The following is a 20,817-nucleotide window of genomic DNA, read 5'->3' as shown; positions in this document are numbered from 1 at the left end:
AGCGGGGACCTTGTCACCCAGCATCGGGAACACACCCGAGCGGGTTTCCCCTACGCAAGCGGGAGAACGCCCAACAGGGGCTCAAGCCCCCAGGAACAGAATGCCGATGTTGAGGAGCAAACCCACCGCCCAGGCCACGCTGCGGGGGGTGGGCAAATCGGCCACGTACAGGAAGATGTAGACGATGCGCGTGAACACAAACAGCAGGGCCAGCACATCCAGCTTCAGCTGCGGAGCTTGCAGCTGAAGGGCGATGAGCACCGCCCCGATGAAAAACGGCAGCGCCTCGAAGCTGTTGGCCTGGGCCGCATTGGCGCGGGCGCGCCAGTCGGTCTGACGGGCCAGCCAGGCCCGCGGCTGGTGGTTGTCATAACCACCGTCCTTGGGGGACCGCTTGAACTGGCCCCATTTGGCCAGCACAGCGCAGGCAAAAGGCAACAAGGCGGCCACCAGCACACAGGCGTGGGCCACGGTGAAATGCGGTTGAATCACGGTTCAGGGTCTTTCGAAAGTCGGCGCGTCAGCCCACGGCAGAGCGGCGGTCCACCAGGGCATGGGCGATGGTGCCCAAGTCCACGTACTCCAGCTCGCTGCCCACTGGCACGCCACGCGACAGCCGCGTGATCTGCATGCCGGTGTGCTTGAGCGCCTGGGCAATGATGTGGGCGGTGGACTCGCCCTCGGCCGTGAAGTTGGTGGCCAGGATGAGTTCACTCACCGCCGGAAAACTCACCGGCGGCGTGTCGAGTTCGGCCCCGTGGAGCCGGTCGAACAGGTATTGCAGGCCGATGTCGTGCGGCCCCACGTTGTCCAACGGGCTCAAGCGGCCCATCAGCACAAAAAACAGGCCCTTGTAGGCCCCGGTGCGCTCCAGCGCGGCCTGGTCGGCCGGGGTTTCCACCACGCACAGCTGCTGGCGGTTGCGCGCCGGGTCCAGGCAGGTGCTGCACACCACCTGTTCGGTGAAGGTGTGGCACAGCGCACAGTGGCGCACCGACTCCACCGCATGGCTGAGGGCGGCGGCAATCTGGATCGCCCCCGCCCGGTCGTGCTGCAACAGGTGGTAGGCCATGCGCGCGGCCGTCTTGGCCCCCACGCCGGGCAAGCGGCGCAAAGCGTCGGTCAGCGCATCCAGCGCATGGGCGTCGGCCACAGGGTGGGCTTCAGAACGGGAACTTCATGCCGCCCGGCAGCCCGGGCATGCCTGCGGTGATCTTGCCCATTTTTTCCTGGGAGGTTTCCTCGGCCTTGCGCACGGCGGCGTTGAAGGCGGCGGCCACCAGGTCTTCGAGCATGTCCTTGTCATCGGCCAGCAGCGAGGGGTCGATGGTGACGCGCTTGACGTCGTGCTTGCAGGTCATGACGACCTTGACCAGGCCTGCGCCCGACTCGCCCGTGACCTCGACCAGCCCCAGTTCGTCCTGGGCCTTCTTGAGGTTGTCTTGCATGGCCTGGGCTTGCTTCATCAGGCCGGCGAGCTGTCCTTTGTTGAACATGGAATTCCTTGTGTGTGAATGTGAAATCAGGCGGACAGAGGCCGCAACGTTCCGGGCACGATTTTGCCGCCAAAGTCGCGCATCATTTTTTGCACGAACGGGTCTTGCAGCACCGCCTGCTCGGCCTCGGCCTGCCGCTGTGCGGCGGCCGCGGCCAGACGGCGCGAGGGTGAGTCGCTGACCTTGCCCACCTCCACCACCAGGCGCACCGCATGCCCGTGGCGTTGCAGGGCCTGTTGCAGGCGGTCGCGGGCGTTGGCCTGGTTGAGCGAGGTGTTTTCCACCCGCAGCATCCAGTGTGCGGGGGTGTCGGTGTCGTCGCGGGCCACCAGTTGCGACTGCAAGGCCAACTCCCGCACCAGCGCCCCGATGGTTTCGGCGCGGATCATGTCCTGCACCAACGCAAACCAGAACTCGCCGTCGGCGGTGGCGGCCCCCTGCGGCATGGGCATAGGCATGGGCACGGGAATGGCGGGGGCCTCTGGCTCGGGCAGCTCCCGCACGGGAACCGCTACAACTTCAATAGCTGATCGCGCTTGATCTGAAAGCGCTAGACCCGAATTTTCCTTAAATCCAGAACCCAGCTCTGGGTCCACCTCCGCCGCACGGGCAACCCCCTCCCGCACCGGCAAGGCTGCCAGCGGGGCCACGGGCTGCACCACCGGCAGCGCTTCCAACGGGGGGGCGGCCACGGGTTGCGGCGGGGGGGAGGACGCCGCCACAGACGGCGGCGCGGCGTGAACCTCAGGGGCCACGGCCATTGGAGATGCAACAGGCTCCTCAGGCACCACCGCCACCACAGGCGGTGGCGCAGCGGGGCGCTCAGGCCGCGGGGTGCTGGTTTTCAGGCTTTTTTTTTCCGCTGCGCCGGGTTGGAAGGCCAGCAGGCGCAGCAGCACCATCAGCAAGGCGGCGTATTCGTCGGGGGCCAGGCCCAGTTCGGTGCGTCCGTTCAGGCACAGGTGGTACAGCAGCTGGGTCTGGTCGGGCGGCAACACCTCGGCCAGGCGAAGCACCTCGGGGCCTTCGGGGTCGGACGGGTCGGGTTGCACCGAGGTGAGCTGGGCCACGGCCATGCGTTGCAGCACCTGCGTCATGTCTTCCAGCGTGGAGGCGGCGCTGAAGCCCTGCAGGCGCAGCGCCTCGATGGTCTGCACCACCTGGGCGCCGTCGCTGTGGGCCAGGGCGTCGATCAGGGTGAACACATGGCTGCGGTCCACCGCCCCCAGCATCTGGCGCACGCCCGCTTCGGCCAAGCTGCCACCACCAAAGGCAATGGCCTGGTCGGTCAGGCTCAGGGCGTCGCGCATGGAGCCGCGAGCGGCCCGCGCCAGCAGGCGCAGGGCCGGGGCGTCGGCGGCCACGCCTTCGGCGGCCAGCACCCGGGTGAGGTGTTCGAACACCGTGTCGGGGGCCATGGGCCGCAGGTTGAATTGCAGGCAGCGGCTGAGCACGGTCACCGGCACCTTTTGCGGGTCGGTGGTGGCCAGCACGAACTTGAGGTACTCGGGCGGTTCTTCCAGCGTCTTCAACATGGCGTTGAACGCCGTGTTGGTGAGCATGTGCACCTCGTCGATCATGAAGACCTTGAAGCGTCCCTGCACCGGCTTGTAGACCGCCTGCTCCAGCAGGGCCTGGACCTCGTCCACGCCGCGGTTGCTGGCGGCGTCCAGCTCGGTGTAGTCGACAAACCGGCCACTGTCGATGTCGGTGCACGCGGGGCACACACCGCACGGCGTGGCGGTGATGCCGCCCTGCCCGTCCGGCCCCACGCAGTTGAGCGACTTGGCCAGAATGCGCGACACCGTGGTCTTGCCCACCCCGCGGGTGCCGGTGAACAGGTAGGCGTGGTGCAGCCGCTGCGTGGCCAGGGCATTGCCCAGGGCGGTGACAACGTGCTCCTGCCCGACCATCTCGGCAAAATTCTTGGGGCGGTATTTGCGGGCCAGGACGACGTAAGACATGGGGTGCGATTCTAGGCGGCTACAATTCGGGGTGACGGGCCTTCCCGCATGGTGAAGCGGCCAACCGGGTCAGGTGGGGAACCAAGCAGCCCTAACCGTGAATCCAGTGCCGGGGTCAAGGCTCGTCACCCCCCCTCTTCTCACAGTCCCAGCGACTGCCCCGCCCCCACCAGCACCGCCACGCCCAGCCCGGCAAACATCAGGGCCGCGATGGTGTGCACCAGCTTCATGGGGATCTTGCTGGCCAGCTTGTCCCCCACAAACACCGCCGGCACGTCGGCAATCAGCATGCCCAGGGTGGTGCCCATCACCACCATCACCGGGGCGGCGTAATGGGCCGTCATGGCCACGGTGGCAATTTGGGTTTTGTCGCCCATTTCGGCCAGGAAGAAGGTGACCAGCGTGGCGCCGAACACGCCCAGGCGGCTGGCGATCTGGGTTTCTTCGTCTTCGATCTTGTCGGGGATCAGCGTCCACACGGCCATGGCTATGAACGACAGGCCCAGCACCCAGCGCATCACACTGGGGCTGAGGGACGACACGATCCACGCCCCCAAGGCCCCGGCCAAGCCATGGTTGACGATGGTGGCCGCAAGAATGCCCAGGATGATGGGCAAAGGCTTTTTGAAGCGGGCCGCCAGCAAGAAGGCCAGCAGTTGGGTTTTGTCGCCGATTTCGGCCAAAGCCACCACGCCGGTGGACACAAACAGGGATTCCATGAACACATCCTTGGCCGGTGAACGCAGTTGACCACGGCGCATCCCCGGCCAGAAACGGAGGCGCTGTGGTCAAAGGTCTTGCCAGGTGCAGGGACTGCGGGTGCCATGTCCTACCCAGGACAAGTGTGTTGACACGCGCCACTTCAGCGGATGAAGTGCGGCTACTCCCCAATGACGGGGCGCATGATACCAGCCCTGCGCGGGCGGTCTGTCCTCGGACCTATACTGGTCGGTTCTTTTCCCCAACCCGCCCGGCCATGACGACCGCCACCCGCTCCACCTACGAAGACTTCATGCGCCATGTGCACACGAATGGCGTGTTCAAGGCCGACCGCACCGGCACCGGCACCACCAGCGTGTTCGGGTACCAGATGCGCTTTGACCTGAGCGAGGGCTTTCCGCTGGTCACCACCAAGAAGGTGCACCTGAAAAGCATCATCCTGGAGCTGCTGTGGTTCCTGCGCGGTGACCGCAACGTGAAGTGGCTGCAAGAGCGCGGCTGCACCATCTGGGACGAATGGGCGCGAGAAGATGGTGACCTGGGCCCGGTGTACGGCGTGCAATGGCGCAGCTGGCCCACCCCTGACGGTGGCCACATCGACCAGATGCAGCAGGTGCTGGACACCCTGCGCCGCAACCCGGACAGCCGCCGCATCATCGTCAGCGCCTGGAACGTGGCCGAGCTGGACCAGATGGCCTTGATGCCCTGCCATGCCTTCTTCCAGTTCTACGTGGCCCCCGCCACCGAGCCCGGTGGCCGTGGAAAACTGAGTTGCCAGCTGTACCAGCGCAGCGCCGACATCTTCCTGGGTGTGCCCTTCAACATCGCCAGCTATGCACTGCTGACCCACATGGTGGCCCAGCAGTGCAACCTGGACGTGGGCGACTTCATCTGGACCGGTGGCGACTGCCACATCTACAGCAACCACACCGAACAGGTGGCCCTGCAACTGAGCCGCGAACCCCGCCCCTGGCCCACGCTGCACATCAAGCGCCAGCCCGACAGCCTGTTCGACTACACGCTGGACGATTTCGAGGTGCAAGGCTACGACCCGCACCCGGCCATCAAGGCCCCCGTGGCCGTTTGACCCGCTGATGCTCAGCCGCAAACAACTGCTGGCCCTGGTGGCCCTCACGCTGATGTGGGGCGTCAACTGGCCCATGATGAAGCTGTCGCTTCGCGAGTTGTCGCCGCTGTACTTTCGCGCCATCACCATGACACTGGGCGCCACCTGGCTGTTCTTCTTTTTCCGCGCCCGCGGCTTGCGCATGTGGCCCGAGCGGGCTGAATGGCGCACGGTGGCCACCCTGGCCGTGCCCAACATGCTGGGCTGGCACACCATCTCCATCTTCGGGCTGAAGGAACTCAGCTCGGGCCGGGCCGCGGTGCTGGGCTTCACCATGCCCATCTGGACCGTGCTGCTGGGCGCGGCCTTCTTCGGCCAGAAGCTCAACCGCCGTGTGGTCTGGGCCACGCTGGCGGTGGGCGGGGCCATCGCCCTGCTGCTGGTGCACGAGCTGCAAAACCTGGCCGGGCGTCCGCAAGGCGTGTTGTGGATGGAACTGGCCGCGCTGACCTGGGCGCTGGGTACCCAACTGATGCGCCGCAGCCCCCTGACACTGCCCACCGAGGCCCTGGTGGTGTGGATGATGCTGCTCACCGGCGCCTGCGTGTGGGTGCTGGCCGGGGTGTTCGAACCCTGGCCCCGGTTCCAGTTCAGCCCGGCCATGTGGGGCAGTTTGGTGTTTGGCGTGTTCATCAACTACGGCGTGGCGCAGATCATCTGGTTCAGCCTGGCGCGCAAGCTGCCCCCGGCCACCAGTGCCATGAGCATCATGGCCATCCCCCTGATCGGCACGCTCAGCGCCACCGTCATCGTGGGGGAATGGCCGCATTGGCAGGACTTTGCCGCCGTGGCCCTGGTGATGGTGGCCATTGCCGCGGTGTTGTTGCCGCCGCGTGCCGCCAAAACCTGACCCCTGCCCACCCCAGTGAGCCTGCCATGCGACTGAACCTGATTTATGCCCGCGCCCGCAACGGCGTGATCGGGCGCGACAACACCCTGCCCTGGCACCTGCCCGAAGACCTGGCGCACTTCAAGGCCGCCACGCTGGGCTGCCCGGTGGTCATGGGGCGACGCACCTGGGACTCGCTGCCCCCGCGTTTTCGGCCCCTGCCCGGGCGCATCAACGTGGTGCTGACCCGCAACGCTGATTGGAACGAAAACGGCACCCTGCGCTTTTCAGACCTGGAAAGTGCGCTACAACATTTGAAAGACCAACCCGAGGTCTGGGTGATTGGCGGCGCCCAGGTGTACGCCCAGGCGTTGCCGCTGGCGCAGCGCGTGGTGGTCACCGAAATCGACGCCGACTTTGAAGGCGACGCCTTCGCCCCCACCTTGGGGCCCGGCTGGCACGAGACCGAACGCCACCGTCATGTGGCCGCCTCGGGCCTGGGCTACAGTTTTGTCACTCACTCACGCACACAGGAGTTTTGAATGTCCGGACACGGTTTTCACGTCCACGGTCCCCACGACCACGAACTGGAACACGCCCAACAAGGCGCCCACGGCGGCCATGGCCACGGCGACGATGGCAAAGGCATGACCAACCACATTGCGCTGTTCACCGCCATCCTGGCCACGGTGGGGGCCTTGTACGGCTACATGGGCGGTGCCACCCAGGCCAACGCCGGGCTGTACAAGAACAACGCCGCCATCAAGAAGACCGAAGCCTCCAACCAGTGGAATTACTTCCAGTCCAAGAGCACCAAGCAGTCGCTGGCCGAACTGGCCCGTGACCTGGCCCCCGAGGACAAGAAGGCCACCTACCAGGCCAAGGTGGAGCGCTACGACAAGGAAAAGAACGAGATCAAGGCCGTGGCCGACGGCCTGGAAGCCGAAGCCAAGGAGTGGGACACCAAGTCCGACGAGCAGATGCACCTGCACCACCGCTGGGCCCAGGCCACCACGGTGCTGCAAATCTCGATTGCGCTGGCCGCCATCGCCCTGCTGACCCGCAAACGCTGGCTGGAGTACGCCATGTACGTGGCCGGGGCCGCGGGTGGTGCCGTGGGCGTGCTGGCCATGCTTCACATTTGATAGCTTCTTTCGCTTTCTAAACAAGCGCCAGAGGCACTTTTTTTCTTGAAAACCATGAGACTCGCCACCTGGAACGTCAACTCCCTGGGCGTGCGCCTGCCGCAGGTGCTGGACTGGCTGGCCGCCCAGGCCAGCGGGCCCGGTGCGGTGGACGTGCTGGCCCTGCAAGAGCTCAAGCTCACCGACGACAAGTTCCCGGTGGCGGCCTTCACCGAGGCGGGCTACCACGCCCAGTGGTTCGGCCAGAAAACCTACAACGGCGTGGCCCTGATCAGCCGCGTGCCGTTGGTGGACGGGGTGAAAAACATCCCCGGCTTTGCCGACGAACAGTCGCGCCTGATCACGGCCACCCTGCCTTCGGCGCAGGGTGATGTGCGTGTCATCGGTGGCTACTTCCCCAACGGCCAGGCCCCGGGGTCTGACAAGTTCGCCTACAAGATGCAATGGCTGCAGGCCCTGCACGCCTGGGTGCGCGAGCAACAGGCCCTGTACCCGCGGCTGGTGCTGATGGGTGACTACAACATCACCTTCGACGACCTGGACGTGTGGGACCCCGAAGGCCTGCGCGAAACCATCCACTGCACCACGGAAGAACGCCAGCACCTGCAGGCGCTGATCGGGCTGGGCCTGCACGATGCGGTGCGGCTGTTCCCGCAGCCCGAGCGCAACTACAGCTGGTGGGACTACCGGGACTTTGCCTTCAAGCGCAAGCGCGGCCTGCGCATCGACCACATCCTGGTGTCGGACGCGGTTCGTGCCAGCGCCACCGCCTGCGCGGTGGACGTGGCCCCGCGCAAGAACGAACGCCCCAGCGACCACGCCCCGGTGGTGCTGACGCTGGCCTGATTCAAAATCAATAGCAAGCCTCCACCGCACATCAAGCGGTGGAGGCTTTTTTCACTCCAGATTCAACTCTTGAATCTTGCGGGTGATGGTGTTGCGGCCAATGCCCAGCTTGTGCGCCGCCTCGATGCGGCGGCCCCGGGTGTTGGCCAGCGCGGTCTGGATCAGCCGGGTTTCGAAGCGGCGGGTCAACACGTCCCACACGTCCAGGCGACCCGACTCCAGCAGGCTCTGGGCCTCGGCCTGCAAGCCTTGTTCCCAGCCGTCCAGGGCCGCCCCCCCGCCCACGGTGGCGTGTTCGGGTGCGGCGGTGGCGGTAGGCAGCGGGCTGGCAGCCACCGGCGCGGCCGGGGCCACCGTGTCCGCAGCACCGCTGTCAGACGCCACGGCCAGCACGGGCTCGGCAACCGCAGCCCCCGCCACCACGGGGCGGGACGACAACACCTCGGGCGGCAGGTCCTTTTCTTCAATGACCTGGGCCGGGGCCATCACCGTCAGCCAGTGGCACACGTTTTCCAGCTGGCGCACGTTGCCGGGAAAGTCGAAGGCCGCCATGCGCTGCAGGGCCGCCTCGGAAATGCGCTTGGGCTCCACGTCCAGCTGCTTGGCGCTTTGCACCAGGAAGTGCTTGGTCAGCATGGGCACGTCTTCGCGCCGCTCGCGCAGCGCGGGCAGGCGCAGGCGGATGACGTTGAGGCGGTGGAACAAGTCCTCGCGGAACACGCCTTCCTTGACGCGCTGTTCCAGGTTCTGGTGGGTGGCGGCGATGACGCGCACATTGGCCTTGACGGCGCTGTGCCCGCCCACACGGTAGAAGTGCCCGTCGGACAGCACCCGCAGCAAACGGGTTTGCAAGTCAAACGGCATGTCGCCGATTTCGTCCAGGAACAGCGTGCCGCCCTCGGCCTGCTCGAAGCGGCCACGGCGCATGCTCTGCGCGCCGGTGAACGCGCCGCGCTCGTGACCGAACAGTTCGCTCTCCAGCAGGTCCTTGGGGATGGCTGCGGTGTTGATGGCCACAAACGGCCCCGTGGCGCGCGGCGAATGTTTGTGCAGCGCCCGCGCCACCAGCTCCTTGCCCGAGCCGGATTCGCCAGTGATCATCACCGTCACGTTGCTCTGGCTGAGGCGGCCAATGGCGCGGAACACGTCCTGCATGGCCGGGGCCTGGCCCAGCATTTCGGGCGTGGCGGCCATGCGTTCCTCGGCCACCTCTTCACGTTGGCTTTCCTCCACCGCCCGACGGATCAGCTCCACCGCCTTGGGCAGGTCAAAGGGTTTGGGCAGGTACTCGAAAGCCCCGCCCTGGAAGGCCGACACGGCGCTGTCCAGGTCGGAGAACGCCGTCATGATGATGACGGGCAGCCCGGGCAGCTTCTTCTTCACCTTGTCCAGCAGGTCCAGGCCCGAGCCACCCGGCATGCGGATGTCGCTGACCAGCACCTGCGGGGCCATTTCGTCGTTGTCCTCGTCCAGCGCCGCCAGCACGTCTTGCGGGTTGATGAAGCTGCGGGTGGGCAGGTTCTCGCGCAACAGCGCCTTTTCCAGCACGAAGCGGATGGACTGATCGTCGTCCACGATCCAGATGGGTTTCATGCGCACGTTTCCTTTTGCCTCTTGTTCGATTCAGCCCCGCCCTCAATGCCAAGACCCAGGCACACCGGCCCGAGGGCTGCGTGCGCCGGACTTCAAGGCAGGGGAATCAGGATCTTGAAGTCGGTCCGGCCGGGCTGGCTGTCGCACTCGATCAGGCCATGGTGCTGCTGCACGAAGGTTTGCGCCAACGTCAGCCCCAGGCCAGACCCGCCTTCGCGCCCCGACACCAGGGGATAGAAGATGCGGTCCTTGATCGAGTCCGGCACGCCGGGCCCGTTGTCGATCACATGCAATTCCAGTGCCAACCGATAGCGCTGCTTGCCAAACGTGACCTGACGTGCCACCCGCGAGCGGAAAGTGATGCTCGCATCGCCTTGTGCAATGCGAGCGCCCAGGGCCTGGGCCGCGTTGTGGGCGATGTTGAGCACCGCCTGGATGAGCTGCTCGCGGTCGCCCCGGAACTCGGGCAGCGAGGTGTCATAGTCGCGCACCACGCGCAAGCCCTTGGGAAACTCGGCCAGGATGAGCGAGCGCACCCGCTCGCACACCTCGTGGATGTTGACGTCCCCCACCACATGCGGGCGGCGGTGCGGGGCCAGCAGCCGGTCCACCAGCGTTTGCAGGCGGTCGGCCTCGTGGATGATGACCTGGGTGTACTCGATGAGCTCGCGCGACTCCAGCTCCATTTGCAGCAACTGCGCCGCACCGCGGATGCCGCCGAGCGGGTTCTTGATTTCGTGGGCCAGGTTGCGGATCAACTCCTTGTTGGCCTGTGCCTGGCCAATGAGGCGGTCTTCCCGGTCCTGGCGGGATTGCTGCTCCAGCGGCAGCAGCTCGACGACGACTTCGCCTTCCACCTCGGTCTGCGCCACCACCACGTGCACGGGCAACGGGTCGCGGTGGTGCGAGCGCAGCCAGGCGTCATAGCGCAAGGCGGCAAACTCGTTGACCTTGACGCCTTCCAGCGCATTGGCCAGCTGTGCGGGTTCGGCAAAAAACTGGCTGAGCTGGGCTTCCGCCACGCTGCGGCGGGACAGGCCCAAGGCGTCTTCCAGCGCCGCATTCACGAACAGGATGGCCCCGTTCAAGTCCACCACCGCCACCAGCGTGGCCAACAGGTCCAGGGCATGGAATTTGGAGGCAACGGCCGCCCCCGAGTCAGATTGCGGCATGAACATTCAACGGCTGGCCGTGCCCATGCGTTGCAACTCACGGCGCAGGCCCACCACGTCGGCCTCGGCCCGAACAATGGAGGCCTTCAGCTCCGACACCCGCTCCTGGTAACGGGCCACGTTGCGCAGCTCTTCGCCCCGCTTTTCGGGCTGGCCGTTGTTGTACTCCTGCTGCAACGCGGCCAGCTTGCCCTCGGCCTTCTTGAGTTCGGCTTCGAGGATGGTGCGCGCATCGTTGTCGCGGGCTTTTTGCTGTTGTGGATCCACCCGCGGCTGCTGGTCGTTGGCGGGTGCTGGTTTGGATGCTCCGGCGCGCACAGCGGCCGCAGGCACCACGGTCACCCCGCTGCCTTCGATCAGCTTGCACTCTTTCTTCTGGGCCGGGGTGGGGCTGTTGGTGTACTCGTTGCCACAGCGGTAGATGGCGCTCTGGGCCTGGGCCATGGCGGTCAGGGCACCCAGCCCCAGGCAGGCCCAGCGCAGGCCCTGTTGCACACACGATTGGAGGTAACCCATGCGGTGAAGGCTCATGGAAAAAACTTGCAATGGAAACAATGGGGCAGTATGACGCAAACGGCGGCCACGAATTCCCGCCGCGCACACCCCACACCCGGTGGAAGCGAAAAAAAAGGACGGCGCAAGCCGTCCTTTTTGCGAAGGTCATCCGACCTCGACCTGCATCACAGGCTGTAGTACATGTCGAACTCGACCGGGTGGGGAATGGTGCGGAAGCGGGTCACTTCCTGCATCTTCAGGTCGATGTAGGCGTCCAGCATGCTGTCGGTGAACACACCGCCCTTGGTCAGGAACGCACGGTCCTTGTCCAGGTACTCCAGCGCCTGGTCCAGGCTGTGGCACACGGTGGGCACCAGCTTGTCTTCTTCGGGCGGCAGGTGGTACAGGTCCTTGGTGGCGGCTTCGCCCGGATGGATCTTGTTTTCCACGCCGTCCAGACCGGCCATCAGCAGGGCCGAGAAGCACAGGTAGGGGTTGGCGGAAGGATCGGGGAAGCGAGCCTCGATGCGACGGCCCTTGGGGTTGGCCACGAACGGGATGCGGATGGAAGCGGAACGGTTGCGGCTGGAGTAGGCCAGCTTCACCGGGGCTTCGAAGCCGGGCACCAGGCGCTTGTAGCTGTTGGTGCCGGGGTTGGTGATGGCGTTCAGGGCACGGGCGTGCTTGATGATGCCGCCGATGTAGTACAGGGCGTAGTCGCTCAGGCCGGCGTAGCCGTCACCGGCGAACAGGTTCTTGCCGTCTTTCCACACGGACTGGTGCACGTGCATGCCGGAACCGTTGTCACCGTGGTAGGGCTTGGGCATGAAGGTGGCGGTCTTGCCGTAGGCGTTGGCCACGTTCCAGACCACGTACTTCAGCACTTGGGTCCAGTCGGCGCGCTCAACCAGCGTGCTGAACTTGGTGCCGATTTCGTTTTGACCGGCGCCAGCCACTTCGTGGTGGAACACTTCGACGGGGATGCCCAGGCTTTCCAGGATCAGCACCATCTCGGAACGCATGTCTTGCGTGCTGTCGACCGGAGGCACGGGGAAGTAACCGCCCTTGGTGGTGGGACGGTGGCCGCGGTTGCCGCCTTCCATCTTGGAACCACTGTTCCAGGGGGCTTCGTATTCTTCGATTTCGCTGAACACGCGACCGGGTTCGTTGCTCCAACGCACGCCGTCGAAAATGAAGAATTCGGGTTCGGGACCGAAGTAGGCGGTGTCGCCCAGGCCAGACGCCTTCAGGTAGGCTTCGGCGCGCTTGGCGATGGAGCGGGGGTCACGGTCGTAGGCCTTGCCGTCGCTGGGTTCGACCACGTCACACTGCAGGAACAGGGTGGTTTCTTCGAAGAAGGGGTCGATGTTGGCGGTGCTGGGGTCGGGCATCAGCTGCATGTCGGAGGCTTCAATACCTTTCCAACCTGCCACGGAGGAGCCGTCAAACGCATGGCCAGAGGTGAACTTGTCTTCATCGAAGTGAGACACGGGCACGGTCACGTGCTGCTCTTTGCCACGGGTGTCGGTGAAACGGAAGTCAACGAACTTGACGTCGTTGTCTTTCACCAGTTGCATCACGTCTGCGACGGTCTTGGCCATCAAAATCTCCTAAGGATGACGGGTTGAAAATTCGATAACGGAAAGCATCAAGCAGCTTTTATGCCAGAGGCATGGTTCGGCACATCGACTGAAACCCAAGTATGCCCCAGCATCCATTGCACCAATGGAGTGCCATTTGCACCAAAATGGATTGGCACCAAGATAAGGCGCACTCAACGCACCATTTCGGGGCCCAACGGAACCCCCAACGCCTGCAAACCCTGCATCAGGTCCAGGTAGGCACGATCCGCCGCCGTCACCGGACCTTTGACCCCCAGGTCAATGTGCCGCCCATGTTCCGGGTGATCCACGCTGGGCAGGCTGAACACCTTCACCTCGGGGTGCTGCTGTTCAATGTCTTCCATGAGGGGCGTGAGCGTTGCTTCCAGCGTGCCGTACACCACCACAGATTTCTCCACACGGGCCCCACGCGAAAACCACGGCGCACACCGCTGCTCCAACACCCACTCGACCATGGGCCAGGCCATCACCGGAAACCCGGGCACAAAATGCACCCAGCCACCGGCGTGGCCCTGGCAGGCAAAACCGGGGATCTTGTTGTACGGGTTGGGAATGAGTGAGGCCGATGCGGGGAACATCCCCATCTCCAAGCGCCGCTGGCTGTCGGGGTGTGCCAGGTCGAGCACCGAGCCCTGCTGGGCGGCCATGTCCTGCATGCGCTCGGTGATCAGTGCCTTGGCCTCGGGGTGCAAAACCAAAGGCTGACCCAGTGCCGCCGCTGCGCATTGGCGGGTGTGGTCATCGGGGGTGGCACCGATGCCCCCGAATGAAAACACCCAGTCGCCACTGTCAAACGCCTGGCGAAGGTGCTGGGTGATCCGGGCGGGATCGTCCCCCAGGTTCACGGCGTAGGACAACTGCAATCCGCGGTCTCCCAGCAACTCGATCAACTTGGGCAGGTGTTTGTCCACCCGGCGCCCCGACAGGATTTCGTCACCGATGATGAGCGCACCAAACGTGGGCACAGGGGTTGCAAAGTCGGGCATGGATTCAGGGGGGCGGCAAGCGCCCAGAGTCAGGAGGGGTCACCGCATCAGGGGGCAACAGGGGCGCATCGGGCTCAGACACATCCACATCCACCACGACCGGGTGGACCTCCTGGACGGGACGAACAGTGGCCTCGTTCTGACGCCGCTGTGCCAAAGCCGACAGGCAAAAGTGCACAAACCACAGCGACGAAAACGCGAACACCAGGGTGTAGAGCCAGATGGCCAACGGCACCAGGATGGGCGCCATGGCAATGAACAAGGCCCCCGATGCCCACAACACGCTGGGCAAAGCCCCCAGGTAACCGGTCAGCACGCCCAGGGTCAACAAGGGCAGGCGATGTTGCTCGAACAGGGCACGACGCTCGTCAGCGCTGGCGTGGTCGGCCAAGGCGTCGTAGGCAAACACGCGGTAGGTGAGCCAACCCCAGATCAGTGGAGGCAGCACCATGACCAGCGGGGGAATCAGCCACAGCGGCAGCGATGCCACCATGGCCATCAAGGCCAAAGCGGTGGACACCAGCGACCAGGCCGCACTGCCCAGCCAGGACGCCCCCTTCTTGCGCTCCAAAAGGGGAAAACGGCGCTGCGCCACCAGCTCGACCAGCGCAGGCGTCATCACCAGCGACACCAGCAACAACGACATCACCACGATGACGGGCGTGGCCAGGAACAACACCACCAACGGCGCAAACACGGCCCGCAGCCGCCCCAAACCGACGGAATCCAGCCACCCCAGCGCCAGGGTCAGGAGTTCGCTGGCCTCCAGGCCCTGGGTCACCGCAGACACGGCATCTTCCCAGTAGAAGTAGCCCAGCCCGAAGGACAGCGCCACCATCACCACCAGAGGCAAAAAAGACAGTGCAATGACGCGGGGGTGCAGGCAATACACCACCGAGCGCCAGAAAGCATCAAAGATGAGGCCCATGCAAATCAGCATAACCGATGTGCATGAAGCCCCACCCGGGACCCTCCGCCCTCAGCGTGCGGGCTTGGCCTTCTGGCTCAGGGCGGCCACTTCTTCGGCGGTGAGCCAGCGCCAGGCCCCCACAGGCAAACGATCGTCCAGCACCAGCTCGCCAATGCGGCTGCGGTGCAACCCCTCCACCCGGTTGCTGACCGCGGCCAGCATGCGTTTGACCTGGTGGTATTTGCCCTCGGTCAGGGTGAGTTGCAGGTGACATTCGGCCACCCGCACCGCGGCGGCGGCTTTCACGGGCACCGGGCTGTCGTCCAGCACCACGCCTGCCAGCAGCTTGTCGATTTGCACGTCGGTCACGGGGTGTCGTGTGGTCACCTCGTACACCTTGGGCACGTGGTGCCGAGGGGACGTCAGCCGGTGGATGAACTGGCCGTCATCGCTCAGCAGCAGCAGGCCCGTGGTGTCCTGGTCCAGCCGCCCCACGGCCTGCACGCCCGCCGCGGCACCGCCGCCGCGCTGGCGCAAGGGCGCGGGCAGCAGGGTGTAGATGCTGGGGTACATGCCGGGCTTTTGCGAACACTCGTGCCCCGTGGGCTTGTGCAGCATCAGGTAGGCCCGTTCCACACACGGCCAAGCGGTGCCCTGCACGTCAAACGCGAAGTCGGTGGTTTCAAAGTCGGCCCACGGGTCGAGGACCACCTCGCCCGCCACCCGCACCATGCCCTGCTCGATCAGGCCCGAACACACCCGGCGGGTGCCAAAGCCTTGCGAAAACAGGATGTCGGCCAATGCCCGCTTCATGCTGCGCTCCTTGGGGTGTCGGTGGCCGCCTCGGCCTGCGGTGCCACGTCGGGCATGCGCAGGAAGTGGGTGCGGTAGTGCACCAGTTCGTCGATGGACTCGTGCACATCGGCCAAGGCTGTGTGCATCTGCTTCTTTTTGAAGGCCTTGAACACCTTCGGCTGCCAGCGCTTGGCCAGCTCCTTCAGGGTGCTGACGTCCAGGCAGCGGTAATGGAAATGGGCATCCAGCGCGGGCATGTAGCGCACCAGGAAACGCCGGTCCTGGTGCACGGTGTTGCCGCACAGCGGGGACACGCCCTTGGGCACAAAGCGCCGCACAAAGGCCAGCAGCTCGGCCTCGGCCTCGGCCTCGGTCACCGTGCTGACACGCACCTTTTCGGTCAAGCCGCTGCGGCCATGGGTGCCGCGGTTCCAGGCGTCCATGCCGCCCAGCACTTCGTCGGACTGGTGGATCACCATCACCGGCCCCTCCACCCGCGGGGTCAGGTCCGGCCCGGTGATGACCACGGCCACCTCCAGCAAACGGTCTTTTTCGGGGTCCAGGCCACTCATTTCGCAGTCCAGCCAGACCAGGTTGGCATCGCTCTTGGTCAACCCCGAGGGGTGTGGAGGGTAAGGCTCGTGGGTGTGGCGGCGGGGCGCGGCAAAAGAACTCATCCCCCGATTGTCCATGACGCGCCCGGTAGACTCGCCCCATGTTCGACGCCTCACTGACCTTCTCGCTGGTCTTCTCTGCTGCCTTGTTGCTGTCCACCGCACTGCGCCTGTGGCTGGTGCTCCGGCAGGTCCGCCACGTTCGCCAACACCGCGCCCAGGTGCCTTCGGCCTATGCCGGTCACATCGACCTGGCCGCCCACCACAAGGCGGCGGACTACACCGTGGCCAAGGCCAAGGTGGCGATGGTGGACATCGTGTTCGGGGCGGTGGTGCTGCTGGGTTGGACCCTGCTGGGCGGCTTGGATGCCCTTCAGCAATGGGTGTCTCACACCCTGGCCCCCTGGGTGGCGCCCGGCCTGGGGCAGCAACTGCCCCTGGTGGCGGCCTTTGCCGTGGTGGGCGGGGTGCTGGATGCACCGCTGTCGGCCTGGCAAACCTTCGGGGTGGAAACCCGCTTTGGGTTCAACCGCAGCACCTGGGGCATGTGGCTGGTCGATGGCCTCAAGGGTGTGGCGGTGTCGGCGCTGTTGGGCCTTCCGCTGTTGGCCGCGGTGCTCTGGCTGATGGAGCAGGCGGGCACCCTGTGGTGGCTGTGGGCCTGGGGTGTGTTCATGGGCTTCAACCTGCTGATGATGGTGCTCTACCCCACGCTCATCGCCCCCTTGTTCAACCGCTTCCAGCCCCTGCAAGACATGACGTTGGTTCAGCGGGTGCAGGCCCTGATGGCGCGTTGCGGCTTCAAGGCCAGTGGTTTGTTCGTGATGGATGGCAGCCGCCGCAGCGCCCACGCCAATGCCTATTTCACAGGCCTGGGGCAAGCCAAACGTGTGGTGTTGTACGACACGCTGATGCAGCAGCTCAGCCACGACGAATTGGAGGCGGTGCTGGCCCACGAGCTGGGCCACTTCCACCACAAACACATCGTGCGCCGGGTGGCCTGGGTGGCCTTGGGCACGCTGGCGGCCTTGGCCACGCTGGGGTACGCCTCCGGTCAATCCTGGTTCTACACCGGCCTGGGCGTGCAACCCAACCTGAACAGCACCAACAGCGCCTTGGCCTTGCTGCTGTTCGCCATGGTGGTGCCGGTGTTTTCGCTGTTCCTGGCCCCCCTGTCGTCGACCATGTCCCGCCGCCACGAGTTCGAGGCGGACGCCTACGCGGCAGCGCAGGTGCCGGCCCAGCACCTGCACAGCGCCTTGCTCAAGCTGTACCGGGACAATGCATCCACCCTCACCCCGGACCCGCTGTACGTGGCTTTTCACCACAGCCACCCCCCGGCCAGCCAACGCCTGAGCCGGCTGATGCCCTCTCCCGCCGGAGCCGCCGCATGAAGGGCCGTCATGCGCGCTCGCAGCGACCCGACACCAGCGCTGGAGATCGCCTGGATGGCTTGGTGGTGGCCACCCATGGGCGGCACGTGGTGGTGGAAACACCCGACGGCGAGCGCCGCATCTGCCACCCCCGCGGCAAACGCAACGAGGCGGTGGTGGGGGATCGGGTGTGGTGGATTCCCTCTGCCGACGAAGGCACCATCGAAGCCGTGCAGGCGCGTGAAAACCTGTTCTACCGGCAAGACGAGGTGCGCACCAAGTCGTTCGCGGCCAACCTCGACCAACTGCTGATCCTGGTGGCGGCAGAACCCGAGTTTTCCGAGCGCCAGTTGGCCCGCGCCCTGATTGCCGCCGAAGACGCGGGCATCACCCCGATGATCGGGCTGAACAAGCAGGACCTGACCGAACCGTTTGCTCGCGCCTGGGAGCGCCTGGCCCCTTACCGCGCCATGGGTTATGCCGTGCTGCCGCTCTGGCTCAAACCCGGGACGACGGGTGCTGACAACGCCACCCTGGTCCCGCTGGATCAACGGCTGCAAGGCCATCGCACGCTGGTGCTGGGCCCCTCGGGCGTGGGCAAAAGCACCCTCATCAACCACTGGGTGCCGCATGCACTGGCGCAGACGGGGGAAATCTCCACGGCCCTCAACTCCGGCAAACACACCACCACCAGCACCCTGTGGTACTGGACCGACGCCAGCCACCAGACGGCGTTGATCGACTCACCGGGGTTTCAGGAGTTTGGCCTGCACCACATCCAGGTGCAGCGGCTGGCGTGGCTGATGCCCGACATCCGTGCCCACCTGGGGCAATGCAAGTTCCAGAACTGCACCCACAGGCACGAACCCGGCTGCGGCGTCATTTCTGAAATGAAAAATGCCTCTAGCGCTTTATATATAAGCGCAAACCGCTATCAAATTTATTGCGAGCTGTACGAGGAGCTGGCCCAGATCAAGCACTGGACCTGAACAGACGTGAACGGGACCACAGGTCCCGAGCCATCACCCCAAAACATTGGCCAAGGTCAGCAGCGCCAGGAACAACATCCACAGCACCACACTGCGCCAAACCAGGCCGACCAGGCTGGTCAGGTGGGCCATCTCCGGGGGACGGCAGGTGGTGGAATCCAGCGCGGTCACGTCGCCCAGCTGCACGTTCAGGGCACCCGCAGCCGCGGCCAACACCACCGCATGGTTGGCGTCCTGGCCCGGCGCATGCGGAGCCCTCCAGGCGGCCACGGCCTCCTCGAAATTGCCCACAATGGCAAACGCCATGGCCGAACAACGGGCTGGCCAGTGGTTGATCCACCCCCACACCTGGCGGGCCACATCACACACCCCACCTTGAACCTCCACCGCAGTAAAGCCCGGAGGAGGCAGCTGAAGCACCGATCGGCGGCAGGCGCTGGACACATAGTCGGCCAACCGGAACAGCACCGCCCCCGCAGGCCCCAAACCCAGCACCCAAAACACCACAAACACCACCAGCACGCCCAGCACATGGCGGTGCACGGCCAAGATGGAGTACGACATCACCTCGCGCAACAGTTCCTGCCCGGAGGAAATGTCTTCCACCGGCACACGCCGCCAATGGGCCAATGCCTCACGGGCCTGCAGCTCTTCACCACGATCCAGCGCCCCACGGATTTCGGTGAAATGGTGGCTGAACTGCCGAAATCCCAAGGTCAGGTAGAGGACCAGCACCGCCCAGGCGAAGGTGAGAAACACGCTGTAGGACCACAACAACCAGTGGATGGCCGCGGTGAGCGCCGCAGGCAACGCCACGGCCAAGCTCCACACCAGCACCCCATGCCGCCGTTGCCCGGCATCCAGGCTGTGGCGCAACCAAGCGAACCATTCACGCAGCCCGGAATGCACCACATTGCCATGGGACAAGGGGTGTGCCTGCTCCAGCAACAAGGCAAACAACACGGCAAGAAAACTCATGGGTGGGATGATACCCAGCTGCGCAGCGTCAAACCCTCAGAAACGCGTACAGGTTTCGCAACATGCCTGCCGTGGCACCCCAGATGTAGCGCTCGGCCACACCGTCGTGATAGGGCATGGAGTACCACTCGCGCTGGACCCCCTGCCAGTTCACCCGATGGATGCGGTGATGGGCAGGGTTCATCAGGAAACGCAAGGGAACCTCAAACACCGCCTCCACCTCGTGCGGGTTGGGCACCACGGGGCAATCGGGCGGCAACAACGCCACCACCGGCGTCACCTGGTAGGCACTGCCCGTGGTGTAGACCGGCAGGGTTCCCAAGACGTCCACCACCGCCGGAGGAACCCCCACCTCTTCGTGCGCCTCCCTCAATGCGGTGGCGATGGGGTCCAGATCGCCCGCATCGGACTTCCCCCCCGGGAACGCCACCTGTCCGGAATGCGAACGCAAGTGGGCGGTGCGCTGGGTGAGCAGCACGGTGGGCTCCGGGCGTTGGACCAAGCCCACCAGGACCGCCGCCGGCCGCATGGGCTGGGCACTGAAGCGAGGCTCCCGCGACACATCGGGCTGCCACACAGGAGGCCGCTCAAACCGGGCTCGAAGCGCGTCCGGCATCCAGACCGCGTCTGGCACGACTGGTCCGGGTGGCACCGGATGACCTTCAACCGCACGGGGATCCATCAAAGCAAACTCCTGAAGCACCATGAAAAAAGCCGCTGCAAGCAGCGGCTTTGATGGTCAAGGCAATGACCCCAAGAAGGATCAAGCGCCCAGCTTTTCCTTGATGCGAGCAGACTTGCCGCTGCGCTGACGCAGGTAGTACAGCTTGGCACGACGGACGTCACCGCGACGCTTGACTTCGATCTTGGCGATCAAAGGGCTGTACAGGGGGAACGTACGCTCCACACCTTCGCCGTTGGAAATCTTGCGAACGATGAAGCTGCTGTTCAGACCACGGTTGCGGCGGGCGATGACCACACCTTCGTAGGCTTGCAGACGCTTGCGGTTGCCTTCGATCACGTTCACGCTGACGATCACGGTGTCGCCAGGAGCAAACGCGGGGATTTCCTTGTTCAGGCGAGCAATTTCTTCTTGCTCAAGGGCTTGGATGATGTTCATGGTTTTCACTTCTCGGTTCATGTCCACGCTACACAAGGGGCTTG

General features: G+C 65.0%; 23 protein-coding genes, 1 other RNA gene and 1 riboswitch. Of the genes, 8 read left to right on the top strand and 16 right to left on the bottom strand.

Annotated features, from left to right (window positions below):
• Positions 1-81: 81 nt before the first annotated feature.
• Genes ACYVB7_RS02930 through dnaX form a run of 4 tightly spaced genes read right to left on the bottom strand, consistent with a single transcriptional unit; the run spans position 82 to position 3,460 of the window.
• Positions 82-492, bottom strand: a complete 411-nt coding sequence (locus ACYVB7_RS02930; RefSeq protein WP_460505054.1) for an MAPEG family protein — start codon at positions 490-492, stop codon at positions 82-84.
• A 28-nt stretch (positions 493-520) separates the two neighbouring features.
• A complete protein-coding gene (recR, locus tag ACYVB7_RS02925; RefSeq protein WP_460505053.1) occupies positions 521-1,153 on the bottom strand; it encodes a recombination mediator RecR in 633 nt (210 codons plus the stop codon).
• Between the two features lie 10 nt (positions 1,154-1,163).
• Positions 1,164-1,496, bottom strand: coding sequence for a YbaB/EbfC family nucleoid-associated protein (locus tag ACYVB7_RS02920; RefSeq protein ID WP_460505052.1), 333 nt, complete (start codon positions 1,494-1,496; stop codon positions 1,164-1,166).
• Positions 1,497-1,522: 26 nt separating this feature from the next.
• Entirely contained in the window at positions 1,523-3,460 is a 1,938-nt protein-coding gene (dnaX, locus tag ACYVB7_RS02915) for a DNA polymerase III subunit gamma/tau (RefSeq protein WP_460505051.1), read from the bottom strand.
• Between the two features lie 33 nt (positions 3,461-3,493).
• On the opposite strand from dnaX, the gene ffs reads away from it, so the two are divergent.
• Positions 3,494-3,590, top strand: an RNA gene (ffs, locus tag ACYVB7_RS02910) — signal recognition particle sRNA small type.
• 10 nt (positions 3,591-3,600) lie between these two features.
• Here ffs and ACYVB7_RS02905 read toward each other — a convergent pair.
• The gene (locus ACYVB7_RS02905) at positions 3,601-4,179 is read right to left on the bottom strand and encodes a TMEM165/GDT1 family protein (RefSeq protein ID WP_460505050.1); all 579 of its coding nucleotides are present in this window, start codon (positions 4,177-4,179) and stop codon (positions 3,601-3,603) included.
• 8 nt (positions 4,180-4,187) lie between these two features.
• A riboswitch (yybP-ykoY riboswitch) is annotated at positions 4,188-4,361 on the bottom strand.
• A 75-nt stretch (positions 4,362-4,436) separates the two neighbouring features.
• On the opposite strand from ACYVB7_RS02905, the gene ACYVB7_RS02900 reads away from it, so the two are divergent.
• From ACYVB7_RS02900 to xth, 5 genes are read left to right on the top strand one after another with little or no spacing between them, the layout of a single operon-like run.
• Positions 4,437-5,267: a thymidylate synthase gene (locus ACYVB7_RS02900; protein WP_460505049.1), complete on the top strand. Its 831-nt coding sequence runs from the start codon at positions 4,437-4,439 to the stop codon at positions 5,265-5,267.
• Between the two features lie 7 nt (positions 5,268-5,274).
• The gene (locus ACYVB7_RS02895) at positions 5,275-6,156 is read left to right on the top strand and encodes a DMT family transporter (protein ID WP_460505048.1); all 882 of its coding nucleotides are present in this window, start codon (positions 5,275-5,277) and stop codon (positions 6,154-6,156) included.
• Between the two features lie 26 nt (positions 6,157-6,182).
• Positions 6,183-6,677, top strand: coding sequence for a dihydrofolate reductase (locus ACYVB7_RS02890; protein WP_460505047.1), 495 nt, complete (start codon positions 6,183-6,185; stop codon positions 6,675-6,677).
• Entirely contained in the window at positions 6,678-7,280 is a 603-nt protein-coding gene (locus ACYVB7_RS02885) for a DUF4337 domain-containing protein (protein WP_460505046.1), read from the top strand.
• 54 nt (positions 7,281-7,334) lie between these two features.
• Entirely contained in the window at positions 7,335-8,126 is a 792-nt protein-coding gene (gene xth / locus ACYVB7_RS02880) for an exodeoxyribonuclease III (protein ID WP_460505045.1), read from the top strand.
• A gap of 51 nt (positions 8,127-8,177) precedes the next feature.
• Here xth and ntrC read toward each other — a convergent pair whose 3' ends face one another.
• The 8 genes from ntrC to orn form a co-directional block, all read right to left on the bottom strand.
• Positions 8,178-9,719 (bottom strand): nitrogen regulation protein NR(I), encoded by a 1,542-nt coding sequence (gene ntrC, locus ACYVB7_RS02875; protein ID WP_460505044.1) that lies wholly within the window; start codon positions 9,717-9,719, stop codon positions 8,178-8,180.
• Between the two features lie 92 nt (positions 9,720-9,811).
• Positions 9,812-10,891 carry a nitrogen regulation protein NR(II) gene (gene glnL / locus ACYVB7_RS02870; RefSeq protein WP_460505043.1) on the bottom strand — a complete coding sequence of 360 codons (1,080 nt, stop codon included), beginning with the start codon at positions 10,889-10,891 and terminating at the stop codon, positions 9,812-9,814.
• A 6-nt stretch (positions 10,892-10,897) separates the two neighbouring features.
• Complete coding sequence (locus ACYVB7_RS02865) at positions 10,898-11,422, bottom strand: hypothetical protein (RefSeq protein WP_460505042.1); 525 nt, start codon at positions 11,420-11,422, stop codon at positions 10,898-10,900.
• Between the two features lie 149 nt (positions 11,423-11,571).
• Positions 11,572-12,987, bottom strand: coding sequence for a glutamine synthetase family protein (gene glnA, locus ACYVB7_RS02860; protein ID WP_460505041.1), 1,416 nt, complete (start codon positions 12,985-12,987; stop codon positions 11,572-11,574).
• 173 nt (positions 12,988-13,160) lie between these two features.
• Positions 13,161-13,994: a competence/damage-inducible protein A gene (locus ACYVB7_RS02855; protein ID WP_460505040.1), complete on the bottom strand. Its 834-nt coding sequence runs from the start codon at positions 13,992-13,994 to the stop codon at positions 13,161-13,163.
• 4 nt (positions 13,995-13,998) lie between these two features.
• Positions 13,999-14,922: an EI24 domain-containing protein gene (locus ACYVB7_RS02850; protein WP_460505039.1), complete on the bottom strand. Its 924-nt coding sequence runs from the start codon at positions 14,920-14,922 to the stop codon at positions 13,999-14,001.
• A gap of 51 nt (positions 14,923-14,973) precedes the next feature.
• The gene (locus ACYVB7_RS02845; RefSeq protein ID WP_460505038.1) at positions 14,974-15,717 is read right to left on the bottom strand and encodes a pseudouridine synthase; all 744 of its coding nucleotides are present in this window, start codon (positions 15,715-15,717) and stop codon (positions 14,974-14,976) included.
• On the bottom strand, positions 15,714-16,376 hold the full coding sequence (gene orn, locus ACYVB7_RS02840; protein WP_460505037.1) for an oligoribonuclease: 663 nt from the start codon (positions 16,374-16,376) through the stop codon (positions 15,714-15,716). The genes ACYVB7_RS02845 and orn overlap by 4 nt, the downstream gene beginning before the upstream one ends.
• Before the next feature lie 38 nt (positions 16,377-16,414).
• Between orn and ACYVB7_RS02835 the strand changes: the two genes are divergently transcribed.
• Together ACYVB7_RS02835 and rsgA are read left to right on the top strand one after the other, a co-directional pair.
• Positions 16,415-17,707, top strand: a complete 1,293-nt coding sequence (locus ACYVB7_RS02835) for a M48 family metallopeptidase (RefSeq protein ID WP_460505036.1) — start codon at positions 16,415-16,417, stop codon at positions 17,705-17,707.
• Complete coding sequence (gene rsgA, locus ACYVB7_RS02830) at positions 17,704-18,675, top strand: ribosome small subunit-dependent GTPase A (RefSeq protein ID WP_460505035.1); 972 nt, start codon at positions 17,704-17,706, stop codon at positions 18,673-18,675. Before ACYVB7_RS02835 ends, rsgA begins: the two co-directional genes overlap by 4 nt.
• A gap of 33 nt (positions 18,676-18,708) precedes the next feature.
• On the opposite strand, the gene ACYVB7_RS02825 is transcribed toward rsgA, so the two are convergent.
• From ACYVB7_RS02825 to rplS, 3 genes are all read right to left on the bottom strand, one after another.
• Entirely contained in the window at positions 18,709-19,653 is a 945-nt protein-coding gene (locus ACYVB7_RS02825; RefSeq protein WP_460505034.1) for a CobD/CbiB family protein, read from the bottom strand.
• 28 nt (positions 19,654-19,681) lie between these two features.
• Positions 19,682-20,335, bottom strand: a complete 654-nt coding sequence (locus tag ACYVB7_RS02820; protein ID WP_460505033.1) for a CoA pyrophosphatase — start codon at positions 20,333-20,335, stop codon at positions 19,682-19,684.
• An 81-nt stretch (positions 20,336-20,416) separates the two neighbouring features.
• Complete coding sequence (gene rplS / locus ACYVB7_RS02815; protein ID WP_460505032.1) at positions 20,417-20,773, bottom strand: 50S ribosomal protein L19; 357 nt, start codon at positions 20,771-20,773, stop codon at positions 20,417-20,419.
• Between the last annotated feature and the right edge of the window lie 44 nt (positions 20,774-20,817).

Source organism: Hydrogenophaga soli, assembly GCF_054777695.1.
Note: the sequence above shows the minus strand (reverse complement) of the source record. Positions and strands in the feature narration are given on the sequence as shown.